Origin of the sequence: Aeromonas jandaei, from assembly GCF_037890695.1 — a bacterium.
GTDB lineage: Bacteria > Pseudomonadota > Gammaproteobacteria > Enterobacterales > Aeromonadaceae > Aeromonas > Aeromonas jandaei.
Genome location: NZ_CP149571.1, coordinates 3,888,601 through 3,901,449, shown reverse-complemented (window position 1 = coordinate 3,901,449; position 12,849 = coordinate 3,888,601). Strand labels below are relative to the sequence as shown.

At 62.1% G+C, this 12,849-nt stretch carries 12 protein-coding genes; 9 read left to right on the top strand and 3 right to left on the bottom strand.

Annotation, left to right across the window (positions count from 1 at the left end; translation table 11 throughout):
- Positions 1-49 precede the first annotated feature (49 nt).
- The 7 genes from moaE to WE862_RS18110 all read left to right on the top strand — a co-directional run bounded on the left by moaE (position 50) and on the right by WE862_RS18110 (position 6,005).
- Positions 50-523, top strand: a complete 474-nt coding sequence (gene moaE / locus WE862_RS18140) for a molybdopterin synthase catalytic subunit MoaE (RefSeq protein WP_042031371.1) — start codon at positions 50-52, stop codon at positions 521-523.
- An 85-nt stretch (positions 524-608) separates the two neighbouring features.
- The gene (modA, locus tag WE862_RS18135) at positions 609-1,337 is read left to right on the top strand and encodes a molybdate ABC transporter substrate-binding protein (RefSeq protein WP_042031369.1); all 729 of its coding nucleotides are present in this window, start codon (positions 609-611) and stop codon (positions 1,335-1,337) included.
- Positions 1,338-1,441: 104 nt separating this feature from the next.
- Positions 1,442-2,122, top strand: a complete 681-nt coding sequence (gene modB, locus WE862_RS18130; protein ID WP_042031368.1) for a molybdate ABC transporter permease subunit — start codon at positions 1,442-1,444, stop codon at positions 2,120-2,122.
- A complete protein-coding gene (gene modC, locus WE862_RS18125) occupies positions 2,119-3,195 on the top strand; it encodes a molybdenum ABC transporter ATP-binding protein (RefSeq protein WP_042031366.1) in 1,077 nt (358 codons plus the stop codon). Before modB ends, modC begins: the two co-directional genes overlap by 4 nt.
- Positions 3,196-3,271: 76 nt before the next feature.
- Entirely contained in the window at positions 3,272-4,048 is a 777-nt protein-coding gene (locus WE862_RS18120) for an alpha/beta fold hydrolase (protein ID WP_042031365.1), read from the top strand.
- 105 nt (positions 4,049-4,153) lie between these two features.
- Positions 4,154-5,197 carry a plasmid segregation protein ParM domain-containing protein gene (gene parM / locus WE862_RS18115; protein WP_185226818.1) on the top strand — a complete coding sequence of 348 codons (1,044 nt, stop codon included), beginning with the start codon at positions 4,154-4,156 and terminating at the stop codon, positions 5,195-5,197.
- Positions 5,190-6,005 carry a hypothetical protein gene (locus WE862_RS18110; RefSeq protein ID WP_225628366.1) on the top strand — a complete coding sequence of 272 codons (816 nt, stop codon included), beginning with the start codon at positions 5,190-5,192 and terminating at the stop codon, positions 6,003-6,005. Before parM ends, WE862_RS18110 begins: the two co-directional genes overlap by 8 nt.
- Positions 6,006-6,101: 96 nt before the next feature.
- Here WE862_RS18110 and moeB read toward each other — a convergent pair whose 3' ends face one another.
- Both moeB and moeA read right to left on the bottom strand, forming a co-directional pair.
- Positions 6,102-6,857, bottom strand: a complete 756-nt coding sequence (gene moeB, locus WE862_RS18105; protein WP_042031364.1) for a molybdopterin-synthase adenylyltransferase MoeB — start codon at positions 6,855-6,857, stop codon at positions 6,102-6,104.
- Complete coding sequence (gene moeA / locus WE862_RS18100; RefSeq protein ID WP_042031362.1) at positions 6,854-8,080, bottom strand: molybdopterin molybdotransferase MoeA; 1,227 nt, start codon at positions 8,078-8,080, stop codon at positions 6,854-6,856. The genes moeB and moeA overlap by 4 nt, the downstream gene beginning before the upstream one ends.
- A gap of 227 nt (positions 8,081-8,307) precedes the next feature.
- Between moeA and folE the strand changes: the two genes are divergently transcribed.
- Together folE and WE862_RS18090 are read left to right on the top strand one after the other, a co-directional pair.
- Entirely contained in the window at positions 8,308-8,964 is a 657-nt protein-coding gene (gene folE / locus WE862_RS18095) for a GTP cyclohydrolase I FolE (RefSeq protein ID WP_033115004.1), read from the top strand.
- Between the two features lie 366 nt (positions 8,965-9,330).
- Positions 9,331-10,980 carry a methyl-accepting chemotaxis protein gene (locus WE862_RS18090; protein WP_042031361.1) on the top strand — a complete coding sequence of 550 codons (1,650 nt, stop codon included), beginning with the start codon at positions 9,331-9,333 and terminating at the stop codon, positions 10,978-10,980.
- A gap of 124 nt (positions 10,981-11,104) precedes the next feature.
- Here WE862_RS18090 and WE862_RS18085 read toward each other — a convergent pair whose 3' ends face one another.
- The gene (locus WE862_RS18085) at positions 11,105-12,835 is read right to left on the bottom strand and encodes a formate--tetrahydrofolate ligase (RefSeq protein WP_339058656.1); all 1,731 of its coding nucleotides are present in this window, start codon (positions 12,833-12,835) and stop codon (positions 11,105-11,107) included.
- Positions 12,836-12,849: the final 14 nt, after the last annotated feature.

The following is a 12,849-nucleotide window of genomic DNA, read 5'->3' as shown; positions in this document are numbered from 1 at the left end:
ATGAGGTGGCCTTCTTCCCTGCCCCTCCAGTAACGACCGGAGGTTAAGGATGAGCAACGCAACCATGACCGATCGCATTCTGGTACAGCGGGAGGATTTCTCGCTGGCCGACGAATATGCTCGCCTTGCCAACCGGCAGGACACCGGCGCCGTGGTCAGCTTTGTCGGCAAGGTGCGCGACTTCAATCAGGGGGAGCACGTGAAGGGGCTGGCCCTCGAGCACTACCCCGGCATGACCGAGAAGGCGCTGGCTGCCATCGTGCAGGAGGCGCGTGAGCGCTGGCCGTTGCAGGAGTGCACCCTGATTCACCGCATTGGCGAGCTGCTGCTCGGCGATCAGATCGTGCTGGTAGTGGTGAGCAGTGCTCACCGCGAAGCGGCCTTCGAGGCCTGCCACTTCATCATGGATTTCTTGAAAACCCGGGCGCCGTTCTGGAAAAAAGAGCTGACCGCCGAAGGGGTACAACGCTGGGTCGAGGCCAAGGAGAGCGACAACACTGCCGCCGCCCGCTGGCAAGCTTGATCTGTTTGAGGGGCGCAGGTTCATCGGGAGCCGTGGCCCCTGTTTCGGGGAGTAACAAAAGCTGCCCCGGTCAGGAGGTAAAGGAATGAAACCGCTGTTATCCGTAGTCATCGCCGGGATCTGCGCCAGTGCGCTGCACGCCGGTGCCGTGCAGGCCGACGAGGTCAAGGTGGCCGTGGCCGCCAACTTCAAGGGCACCATAGAGCGCATCGGCAAGGAGTTCACCGCCAAGACCGGCCACACCCTGGCCATCTCCTCCGCCGCGACCGGGGTGCTCTACACCCAGATCAGCCATGGCGCTCCGTTCGATCTCTTCCTCTCCGCCGATGTGAAAACCCCGCAGAAGCTGGAGCAGGAGGGCAAGGGGAGCGAGCGCTTCACCTATGCCATCGGACAGCTGGGGCTATGGAGGAAGGGAGGGCCTGCTCCTGATGAGGCAACTCTGCGCAATTGGAAGGGCAACCTTGCCATCGCCAACCCGAAAACAGCTCCCTACGGCACAGCTGCCATGGCGGCCCTCGACCATCTCAAAATCGATCCCAAGCAGTACCGTCTGCTGACCGGCACCAACATCGGCCAGACCTGGCAGTTCGTCGACACCGGCAACGCCGAGCTGGGCTTCGTCGCTTGGGCAAACCTGGTGGAAGCGGGCAAGACCGGCGAAGCCTGGGCCGTACCGGCTGACCTCTATCCCCCCATCGAACAGCAGGGGCTGGTATTGAAGAGAGGGGCCGCGGTCGAGGCGCTGGTTGCCTGGCTCAAGAGGCCCGGTCAGGCACAGATCAAGGCTGCGGGCTATGCACTGCCGCAGTGATGGCATGGCAGATCTGCTAACGGCGGGCTGGCCTTCGGGTCGGCCCGCCTGTGCGATGAAGACATACTCTCCATGGTTGTCGGCATCTACCCGGGAGGAAGGCGATGAGTGAAGGGGATCTGCTGGCGGTCTGGCTCACCCTGAAGCTGGCAGCCAGCACCACCGTCATCCTGTTGCTGCTTTCGCCGCCGCTGGCCTGGTGGTTGTCGCGCAGCCAGCATCGGCTCAGACCCGTGGTGGAGGCCCTGGTTGCCCTGCCGCTGGTGCTGCCGCCAACGGTGCTCGGTTTCTATCTGTTGCTGGCCTTCTCCCCCTCCTATGGCTTGGGTGCCTGGTGGCGCGATACCTTCGGGGCGCCGCTCGCGTTCAGTTTTACCGGCCTGCTGCTTGCCTCCATCCTCTATTCGCTTCCCTTCGTGGTGCAGCCGCTCACCTCCGCCTTTGTCAACATGGGCAACAAGGAGCTTGAGGCCGCCGCCACCCTGGGGTTCGGCCCGGTTGAGCGCTTCTTTCACATCATCTTGCCGATGACGCTGCCCAGCTTTGTGATGGCGGCGGCGCTCGGCTTTGCCCACACCCTGGGGGAGTTCGGGGTGGTGCTGATGATTGGCGGCAACATCCCGGGCGAAACCCAGGTACTCTCCATCGCCCTGTTTGATCATGTGGAGGCGATGGATTACCAAAATGCCCATATTCTGGCGGGCGGCCTGATGGGCTTCTCGCTGGTGATGCTGGTGCTGGTGTACGGCGTGCTGCAACGTCGGCAACGGAGGCTGTTCGGATGAGTGAAATCCTCACGGCACACCCGCTGCAACTCAAGGTGCAGCGCAAGTTCGGCGCCTTTACTCTCGATTGCGAGCTGGCGCTGGAGCTTGGGGGCATCCTCGCTCTGTTCGGCCCCTCTGGCTGCGGCAAGAGCAGCTTGCTGCGCATTATCGCCGGGCTGGATCGAGCACTAGGCGACACCTTGAACTGGCAGGGCAGGGGGTTGAACGCTCTGCAGCCCGAGGCACGCCGCATCGGTCTGGTGTTTCAGGATTCGCGCCTCTTCCCCCATCTGAGCGTGCTCGGCAACCTGCAGCTGGCAGCCCGCAAGGGGCGAGGACGCTGGCAGCCTGAGGCGCTGGCGACTCGGCTCGGTTTTGCCGAACTGCTGGCCCAGCCAGCCCACGGTCTTTCCGGTGGTCAGCGCCAGCGGGTGGCGCTGGCCCGGGCTCTGCTTGCCGAGCCCGATCTGCTGCTGCTGGATGAACCTTTTTCCGCGCTGGACAGACGCAGCCGCATCCATCAGGCCCACGTGCTCAAGGGCTTGCAGCAGGAGAGCGGCATTCCGATGATCTTCGTCAGCCACGCCATGGAGGAGGTGAGCCTGCTCTGCGATCAGCTGGTGTTGCTGGCGGATGGCCGGGTGGAGGCGCAAGGCAGGCCGAGCGAGATTTTCGCTCGCACCGACCTCTCGCTTGCCAGTCGCGACGATGCCGGGGTGATGCTGACGGCGACCCTCTCTCACTACGATAACGACGAGCAGATGGCGACTCTGCAGCTTGGTGAGCAACAATTGCGGGTCACCATGACTCATGTGCCGGACGAGGGAGGGCCCCTGCAGATCAAGGTGGCCGGGCGGGACGTGGTGATCGCCACGTCCCCCATCGAGCACTCCAGCCTCTCCAACTGCCTCACCACCCGATTGCTGGCCGAGCGCGAGGCCCGACCCGGCCAGACCCTGTTGCAGTTGGCGCTGGGTCAGCAGATACTGCTGGCCCGGATCACCAGCCGCTCCGCCAGACGGCTGGCACTCGCCCCGAACCAGCAGATCTACGCCTACATCAAGGCGGTGAGTCTGGTCAGCGAGGGCTGAGCGGGATATATCTGGTTGAAGCATAAAAAACGATGAACAGGATGGTTCAGCGGATGAGTCGAGAGGCAATGAACTGATGCGCCGCAATCAGGTGATGAAATCCAATGGTCTTGCCCTGCGCAGTGCGGGGGAGGGCCCTTTGTTGTTGCTGCTGCATGGGCTGGGTTCCTCCAGCCTCGACTGGCAGGCACAGATAGAGCATTTTTCCGAGCACTACCGGGTGGTGGCGCTCGACCTGCGTGGCCACGGCCAGAGCATGCAGGAGGGGCCGTTTGACGTGGCCACTCTGGCGGCAGATGTAGTGCGCTGGCTTGATGAGCAGTCCGGCCCCGCCTGGGTGGTTGGGCTATCTTTGGGCGCCATGGTGGCGCTGGAGCTGGCGCTGCAACTACCCCACAAGGTGCAGGGGCTGGTGCTGGTCAACGGCTTTAGCGAATTTCTGCTGGAGACCCCCAAAGAGCAGGAGCGGCTTGCCCAGCGCCTCAAGTGGCTGCGCTGGTTTGGCATGCGTCCGCTCGCCTGGTGGCTGGGGCGCGAGCTCTTTCCCGGCCCGGAGCTGGCTCAGGTGCGCCACACCTTCCGGCTGCGTTTCGTGCGCAATAAAAAGAAAACCTACAAGGCGCTGCTGGAGGCGCTGCCCGGCTGGTCGGTACGCGCCCAGCTCGGCAACATCTGGCAGCCGGTGGCCATCATCTCGACCAGTCACGACTATCTGCCGCTCGCCAAACGGGTGGAACAGTTCGCCTCCCTGCCCAACGCCACCATCCACACTCCCGAGGGTCACCACGCCTGGCCAGCGGAAGACCCCTCCGGTTTCAATCATTTGCTTCACCGGATTTTAGAAACTCATTAAACTTGTCGCCTTTTAACTCCGTGTATGTAGTGGTCCGATCGCCTTGCCAGTGGCAGTTGGCAAGGCAATCGGACCAATTTTGCTCTATCAACAGGTGCTTCCCCCATGTCTGAAGTAATGAAAATGGCCATCGATGATGGCTCGACCAACGTCAAGGTGAGCTGGATTGAGAACAAGGTGCTCAAGACCATCATCTCTCCCAACTCTTTTCGCAAGGACTGGAAGAGCGCCGCATTGCGCAAAGACAAGAAGATCTACAACTACGAGATAGGCAATACCAAGTACACCTATGATGCGACATCGGACAAATCGCTGGCGACCACTCATGTTGAGTACCAGTATGACGATCTCAACCTGCTCTCCGTGCATCATGCCCTGCTGCAAACCGGCGTAACTCCCTGTGACGTGGCCATTACCGTGACCCTGCCCATCACCGAGTTCTATCACCCGGATGACTGCCAGCGTAACGAAGAGAAGATCGAGAAGAAGCGTCGCAACCTGATGCGTGCCATCACCCTCAACAAGGGCGAGCTGTTCAACATCGTCAGTGTGGAAGTGATGCCGGAGAGCCTGCCAGCTGCGCTCTCCCGTCTGGTCGGTTCGGGCTGCAACGAATTTACCAAGACGCTGGTGATCGACTGCGGTGGCACCACCCTGGACATGGGGATCATCGTTGGCGAGTTTGACGATGTCTCCGATGTCTACGGCAACAACGAAATCGGCGTTTCCATGGTGACCGATGCGACCCGCAAGGCGCTGGCGGCAGCAGACAGCGATTCGAGCTATCTGGTGGCCAACGAGTTCATCAAGCGTCGTCACGATATGAGTTTCGTGCGCGAGGTGGTCAATGACGAGAGCCAGATCCCGCGCATCCTCGAGAAGATGCAGAACAAGATCGACGAACTGGGCTCCCAGGTTGCCCATGAAGCGAAGAAGTTTGCCAAGAACCCGAACCGCGTCTATCTGGTCGGCGGTGGTGCTTCCCTCATCCACGATGCCATCAAAGCGGCCTACCCGACCCTGGGTGACAGAGTCGAGCTGCTGGATGATGCTCAGTCCGCACTGGCCCGCGAGATCTGCCTCTACACCACCGAAGAGGATGAGGTCTATCGCGAAGCGCCCGTGATGGCCGAGGTTGGCGATGAGTAGTCAACTCAAGCGCATGTCCTTCTCCATCTATATGGATCCGGGGGCGCTGGAGTCTGATCGCTATGCGGTCGGGGTGTTGCAGAACTGGTATCAGCGGGCGCGCAAGATCCAGGATGGCAGCGAGGAGTTCGACTTCTCCAAGAGCCGTTTCCACAAGGATATCTATCTTTCGGGCATGTTCATGTATGTGTTGGCGCCCAACCTCTGCAAGGCAATTGCCAATGCACTGGGGCCGGAGCAGGTGAGCATGACCACCCTGCGCCATGCCTTTGCCAGTTGTGGCTTCCATCTGGGCGGGGAGGGCAACGAACGCCCCGCTACGGATGCCATGGTTGAGGAGATAGTGGCGCGACTGGCCCCGCGGCTGGAGCAGGCAGATAACGGTTCGCTGGCTGACGAGATCGTGAGTCGTCTTGGCCAGCAGGGAGGAGCACCCTCTTCCGACCAGTTGGTGGAGGAGATAGTGAGCCGCCTTGGCGAGCAGCAGCCTACCGAGCTGTGGGATGAGCTGAGGCAAGGTCTGCCAACCCCCCTCGATCATGATCAACTGGCTGAAGCGATTGCGGGCAAGTTGCCATCAACTGCGGGTGAGCAGGATCTGGCGCCGCTGCAGAGCAGTATCCAGTTGCTGTCTCGTCAGCTGGAAGAGCAATCGCGTCTGATCCGCGAGCAGCACAGATTGATCCAGCGGCTGGCCAGTGCGCCAGTGCGACAGGGGAGTGATGGCGCTGAGGCTGAGCCCATAGTGGAAGATCTGTCGGCTCAAGTAGCCAACATCAAACGAGTCAAGGCCAAGGGTATTTTCTGACGGCACTTGACGTAAAAAACAATGCAAAAGCCGACCCATGGGGTCGGCTTTCTATTGGCTGCAACTGAGCACATCGCTATGCATGAGTTGCCGTGCTTACGGATGTGCGCAGACCGGGCAGTCGGGGCGCTTGGGCAGCTTCATCTCGCGGAAGGTGCCGCCAAGGCCGTCGATCATCAGCAGGCGGCCGCTGTAGTTCTTGCCCATGTCGGCCAGGATCTTGATGGCTTCGAGCGCTTGCAGGCTGCCCACCAGACCCACCACGGGGGCGAGTACCCCGGCTTCGACGCAGGTGAGCGCCTGCTCGCCAAACAGGGCGCTGAGGCAGGCGTAGCAGGGTTCATCTTCCTGCCAGGTGAAGCTGCAGAGCTGACCCTCCAGCCGGATGGCGGCGCCGCTGACCAACGGAACCCTGTGCTGGCGCGCTTTTTGGTTGAGCAGGTTGCGAATGGCCAGATTGTCGGTGCAATCCAAGACCAGCTGATGCCGTGGCAGCAGAGTATCGAGCAGCGCCTCATCGGCCGCGGTAGCGTGGGTCTCTACCTCAAGCCAGGGATTGAGGGCACGCAGCGATTGCGCTGCGGAGTCCACCTTGTAGTGGCCGATGCGCTCATCGGTGTGCAGCACCTGCCGCTGCAGGTTGGAGAGCTCCACTTTGTCGAAATCGACCAAGGTGAGCTGGCCTACTCCGGCCACGGCCAGATACTGGCTGGCGGCACAGCCAAGGCCGCCGGCGCCGATCACCAGCACCTTGGCCTGTTTGAGTGCCTCCTGCCCCTCGAAGTCGAAGGATTTGAGGATGATCTGGCGGTTGTAGCGCAGCAGTTCGGCGTCGCTCAGGATTTCGCTCACAGCAGCAATCCCCCGAATGGCTCCACGGTGACCGTCTCGCCTGCCGCGACGCGGCCCCGCTCCCGTTCAAGAACGATGTAGCAGTTGGCTCGTGACAGGGAGCTGAACACGGCGGAGTCCTGCGAGCCGGTGCTGCGTACCTCGAGACCGTTTGGTCCCTGACTCAGGATGCCGCGCTGGAAGTCGAGTCGGCCCGGGCTCTTCTTGAGCGGCTCTGTGGTGACGGCCTGCAACTGAAGCGGGCGTTCGAAGCGTTGGCCTGCCAGCTTGGCCAGCGCCGGTTGCACCAGCTGATCGAAGGTGACCATGGCGGAGACCGGGTTGCCCGGCAGGCCGAAGAACCAGGCGCGGGGCAGGCGGCCGAAGGCAAATGGCTTGCCTGGCTTGATGGCCAGCTTCCAGAAACCGATCTCGCCGAGCTCGTCCAGCAGCTGTTTGGTGAAGTCCGCTTCACCCACTGATACGCCGCCGGTGGTGATGAGCACATCGGCCTCTTCATCGGCGCGGATAAAGGCGGCGCGCAGTTGTGCCGGGTCGTCCGGGATGATGCCAAGGTCGAGGCAGTCGCAGCCCAGCCGCGCCAGCATGGCCCGTACACCGTAGCGGTTGGAGTCGTAGATGTCGCCGTGGGCCAGCGGGGTGCCAACCGGCTTGAGCTCATCGCCGGTGCTGAAGATGGCCACTTTCAGCGGTCGGCGTACCGGCACGGTCGCGATGCCAAGGGAGGCCAGCAGCGGCATCTCGCGCGGGGTAAGGCGGGTGCCAGCTTGCAACACACAGGCGCCCTTGCCGATATCGCTGCCGGCGCGGCGGATATTCTGTCCAGGTTCGGGCTGTGCCAGAAAAGTGATCCGATCGCCGTCGGCCTGCGTTTCTTCCTGCATCACCACTGCATCGGTGCCTGCGGGTACCGGGGCGCCGGTCATGATCCGCACGCAGTGGCCGGCGGGCCATTCGCCCTGATAGGGCTGACCGGCAAAGGCTTTGCCCGCCATGATGAGCGGGATGCCGGCGGCGAGATCGGCCAAGCGCACGGCGTAACCGTCCATGGCGGAGTTGTCGAACGGGGGCACGGCGAGGGGAGAGGCGATGTCGCTGGCAAGGATCCGGCCAAGGGCCTGTGGCAGGGGCAGTTGCTCGCTGTCGCAACAGCAGGCCAGTTGCTCCAGCATTCCTTGCAGGGCATCGCTTAACGGCAGTAGTCCGCTGGTATCAAATCCCATCGTCATGACCTCTTGTGATGATTGAAGGCGGGATTATCACAAAAATTGCCGGGGATGGGCAGCGGATGGGGCGGTAAAAGTCGGGCTATGGTCATAAAGTATGATGACGGACGCAAGTTGACTTGAATATTGGCGGCAATGGCCGTTTACTATGCCGCCTTACAATCATCAAGCTTGGGGTGGCCTGCGTGGCGGCCCCGACGTCCCTGAGCATGGGAGAGAAGAGAATGACAACACTGAGTCAGGAAGCCTTGCTGGTCAGGGCGGCCCTCGAGGCCCAGGGACTGGAAACCCCCCTGGTTGCCAACGAGCTGGACAGCCAGCAGAAGCGGGAGAAGATCGAAGGCCATATGCGCGCCATCATGGAGACGCTGGGGCTCGATCTGGCCGATGACAGTCTGGCCGAAACGCCGCATCGCATTGCCAAGATGTACGTCAACGAGATCTTCTCCGGCCTCGATTATTCCACCTTCCCCAAGGTGACGGTGATCGAGAACAAGATGCAGGTGGACGAGATGATCATGGTGCGGGACATCAGTCTCACCAGTACCTGCGAGCATCACTTCGTCACTATCGATGGGCTGGCCCATGTGGCCTACATTCCCCGCGGCAAGGTGATCGGGCTCTCCAAAATCAACCGTATCGTGCAGTTCTTTGCCCGCCGACCGCAGGTGCAGGAGCGACTGACCCAGCAGATCCTGCTGGCACTGCAGACCCTGCTTGGCACCAAGGATGTGGCCATCAGCATCAAGGCGACCCACTACTGCGTCAAGGCGCGCGGGGTGATGGATTCTACCTCCTATACCACCACCACCTCCCTCGGTGGCGTCTTCAAGACCCAGCCCGATACCCGCGCCGAGTTTCTGTCCGGCCTGAAGAGCTGACAGGCAAGGAGACATGGTGCCGCAGCGCCGTGTCTCCTTGATATTTCTCTCAATTTTTCCTGCTCGTAGCCCGTCAGTTTCATCGATAAATCTCCTCAAGGGATCGCCCCTCCCGGTCGATATAAGTCGCCATGGCTTGTCTGGCTCTCCTGGAGAGTGCAAGCAAGCCAGCAAGGTGCCTCCTTTCGTGCCGCTACTGCTGCCGTGGGCGGTCAGGCTGGCAGCATCTTGTTAACGCGTTCGCTTCGTTCAGGTAGGGACACAGATTGATCAAGGCTGGATGAGCCGCCATGGAGGTGGTGACAGCGAACCGTATTCATACGGTTCAGACGGGCGTTATCTGTTCACTCAAATCCAGGACATGCCATGAATACCATGACCATTGGCAAGAAACTCGCTGCCGGCTTCGCCATGCTCGGCCTGATGATGGCCTTCATCGGCGGCTTCTCACTGCTGCAGTTTGGCAATATGAACCGGGCGGCCATCGGTTTTACCGACAGCATACTGCCCGCCGTGGTACGCACCAGCACGCTGGGCGAGACCATCAACACCCTGCGCCGCTATGAACTGGATGTGTTTCTGGTAGCGGCTGATCCGCAGCAGAAGGCCCACTATCGCGATCTTGGCGAACAGAGCCTGCAAGAGGTCGCCAGGCAGGTAAAAGCCCACGATGCCACCATCTGGGCTGAGGATGTGGAAGAGCGCCGCACCTTCGACATCGTCAAACAGGAGTGGGACAAGTACGTGGCCCTGCACCAGCGTATCAGAGTGATGCAGGATGGCGGCCAGCTGGCCGAGGCCCAGCAGCTGTTCATGAGCGAGGGGGTCACCCTCTACACCAATCTGGCCAAGTCGGTGGCGGATCTGATCCGTATCAACCATGGCTACTCCGTGGGCTCCCGTGCTCAGGTGGTGGCGGCATTTGACAGCGCCAAGCTGAGCATCATCATCGCCCTGTTGTTGGGACTGGGGTTGGCGGCCGTGCTCTCTACCGTGTTGACCCGCCAGATCCGCGATCCCTTGGTGATGCTGGCCCGTCAGGCCCAGCGCATCGCAAGCGGCGCGCTTGGCAAGGGGGAGCTGCAGGAGTGGATCTGTGGCAATCGCTTCAAGCGTGACGAGCTGGGTCAGCTCGGCACGGCCATTGACCGCATGCAGGGCGCCCTTGCTGATCTGGTGAGCGAGATCGCCGGCTCGGTGAGTCAGCTCAGCAGCGCGGTGGAGGAGGTGAGCGCCATCTCCGATCAATCTGCCAGCGGCATGGCGCGTCAGCAGAGCGAAGTCTCTCAGGTGGCGACTGCCATGAACGAGATGCAGTCCACGGTGAACGAGGTGGCCCGCAATACCACGGATGCCATGAGTGCCGCCAAGGATGCCTCCCGCACCTCGACCCAGGGCAATCAGGTGGTGCGCAGCGCCATCGGCAGCATCGAGGCGGTGTCGGTCAAGATTGAGGAGGCGGGCTCGGTAGTGCAGCAGCTGGAGCAGGACAGCACCAATATCAGCATGGTGCTCGACGTTATTCGCGGTATTGCCGAGCAGACCAACCTGCTGGCCCTCAATGCGGCCATCGAGGCGGCCCGTGCCGGCGAGCAGGGCCGTGGCTTTGCCGTGGTGGCGGACGAGGTGCGTTCGCTGGCACAGCGAACCCAAAACTCCACTGCCGAGATCAGCAAGATGATCGAGGTGCTGCAGGCGCGCACCGCCGAGGCGGGCAGCGCCATGCAGCTGAGCCGTCAGCAGATGCAGGAGAGTGTGGGTCTGGCACGGGAAGCGGGACACAGCATCGATACCATCAACGGTGCCGTGGTGCACATCACCGACATGAACACCCTGATCGCTACCGCTACCGAGGAGCAGAATGCGGTGACCGAAGAGCTCAACCGCAGCATCGTCAACATCCATAACGCGGCTGATGAGAATGCCCAGGGGGCGCAGCAGATCGCTCAGGCCTGCATCGAGCTGAGCAAACTGGCCACCTCGCTGCACCATATGACCCAGCGCTTTACCCTCTAAGAGCGTTTGGCAGATAGCAAAAGGCCCCGTCCAGTGACGGGGCCTTGTTGTTTCTGGCAGGTTTTTATCGCAGTGCTGATTAGCGCAGCCTAATCAGCCGGAACCAGACCCTTTATCCGACCATTCAGCTCAGGCCGACGATGTCGCCGTTATCATCGATGTCGATGTGACGATAGGCCGGCAGGCTGCCAAGGCCCGGCATGGTCATGATGGGGCCCGCCAGCGCATAGGCGAATCCGGCACCGGCGCAGAGCTTCACCTCGTCGATGGGCACTTCGAAGTCGGTCGGTACCCCCTTGAGGGCGGGATCATGGCTGATGGAAAGCGGCGTCTTGGCCACGCAGACCGGCAAGTGATCCCACCCCTCGGCAGAGAGTTGTGCCAGCTGCTGACGCGCTTTGTCCGACAGCTGCACCCCGCGGCCACCGTAGCCGCATTCCACCAGAGTAGCCAGCTTGGCTTCGAGGCTCGCTTCGTCGGGGTAGAGCAGTTTCACCTTGCCGGGTTGCTCGCAGGCGGCGACCACGGCGCGGGCCAGCTCGCTGGCTCCGGCCCCACCTTGGGCAAAGGCGTTGGAGATGGCGCTGCCACAGGCGCCAGCCTGCATCGCCTCACGGGCCAGCAACGCCAGTTCGGCCTCGCTGTCGGTGGGGAAGCGGTTGATGGCGACCACCACGGGAACGCCGTAACGACGGGCATTGGCGATGTGCCAAGCGAGGTTGGCGCAGCCCTGCTCAAGAGTCGGCAGATCCTCACGCAGCAGGCTTTCAGGCAGCGGCTGGCCCGGGCGGATATCGAGCAGGCCGCTGTTGGCCTTGAGGCCGCGCACTGTGGCCACCAGCACCACGCAGGAAGGTGTCAGCCCGGATTGGCGGCTCTTGATGTTGAAGAACTTCTCCAGCCCCATGTCGGAGCCAAAACCCGCTTCGGTCACCACATAATCGGTGAGGCCAAGGGCCATGCGATCGGCGATCACCGAGGAGTTGCCGTGGGCGATATTGGCAAAGGAACCGGCATGTACCAGCACCGGCGTCTGCTCTGTGGTCTGCATCAGGGTCGGCTGCAGGGCGTCTTTCAGCAGCACCGTCATGGCGCCCGCCACTTCCAGTTGCTCGGCAGTGATGGGCTTGCCGTGCAGGTCGCGGGCCAGCTGGATGCGGCCGATGCGCTGGCGCAGGTCTTTCAGATCGCTCGCCAGCGCCAGAATGGCCATCAGCTCGGAGGCGGCGGTGATGACGAAGCGATCGCTGCGCTCCACCCCGTCGGCGGCGCCACCCTGACCGATGGTGAGGTGGCGCAGGGCGCGATCGTTCATGTCGAGGGTGCGTGGCCAAAGAATGTTGTCAGCATCGATATCGAGTCGCGGCAGGCCGGTTTGGGCGCTGAACTGGTCGCCGAGTTTGCGCTCATGGAACAGGCGGGCATCGAGGGCGGCCGCCGCCAGATTATGGGCTGCCGTCAGGGCGTGGAAATCGCCGGTGAGATGGAGGTTCATCTCCTCCATCGGCACTACCTGGGCGTGGCCGCCGCCGGCTGCCCCCCCCTTGACCCCGAACACCGGGCCGAGGCTCGGCTGGCGGATGGTGGCGATACTGGGTTGACCGATATGGTTGAGCCCCATGGAGAGACCAAGGGTGGTCACCGTCTTGCCCTCGCCGAGCGGGGTGGGGGTGATGGCGCTCACCAGCACCAGCTTGCCGCTCTGTTCTGGCTGTGACTTGAGCAGGTCGAGGCTGAGTTTGCCTTTGTAGTGGCCATGGGGGCTGAGCAGGTTGGTCGGGATGGCGAGGCGCTTGGCCAGTTCATGAATGGGGAGGCGGGGGGAGTGGCGGGAGATCTCGATATCGCTTAGCATCAGCACCTCGTTGG

Excerpts from the sequence above, each read along its gene's own strand:
- folE (WP_033115004.1), top strand. The coding sequence starts at position 8,308 with ATGACAACACTGAGTCAGGAAGCCTTGCTGGTCAGGGCGGCCCTCGAG.
- WE862_RS18110 (WP_225628366.1), top strand. The coding sequence starts at position 5,190 with ATGAGTAGTCAACTCAAGCGCATGTCCTTCTCCATCTATATGGATCCG.
- WE862_RS18120 (WP_042031365.1), top strand. The coding sequence starts at position 3,272 with ATGCGCCGCAATCAGGTGATGAAATCCAATGGTCTTGCCCTGCGCAGT.
- modC (WP_042031366.1), top strand. The coding sequence starts at position 2,119 with ATGAGTGAAATCCTCACGGCACACCCGCTGCAACTCAAGGTGCAGCGC.
- WE862_RS18085 (WP_339058656.1), bottom strand. The coding sequence starts at position 12,835 with ATGCTAAGCGATATCGAGATCTCCCGCCACTCCCCCCGCCTCCCCATT.
- moeA (WP_042031362.1), bottom strand. The coding sequence starts at position 8,080 with ATGGGATTTGATACCAGCGGACTACTGCCGTTAAGCGATGCCCTGCAA.
- parM (WP_185226818.1), top strand. The coding sequence starts at position 4,154 with ATGTCTGAAGTAATGAAAATGGCCATCGATGATGGCTCGACCAACGTC.
- moaE (WP_042031371.1), top strand. The coding sequence starts at position 50 with ATGAGCAACGCAACCATGACCGATCGCATTCTGGTACAGCGGGAGGAT.
- modB (WP_042031368.1), top strand. The coding sequence starts at position 1,442 with ATGAGTGAAGGGGATCTGCTGGCGGTCTGGCTCACCCTGAAGCTGGCA.
- WE862_RS18090 (WP_042031361.1), top strand. The coding sequence starts at position 9,331 with ATGAATACCATGACCATTGGCAAGAAACTCGCTGCCGGCTTCGCCATG.
- modA (WP_042031369.1), top strand. The coding sequence starts at position 609 with ATGAAACCGCTGTTATCCGTAGTCATCGCCGGGATCTGCGCCAGTGCG.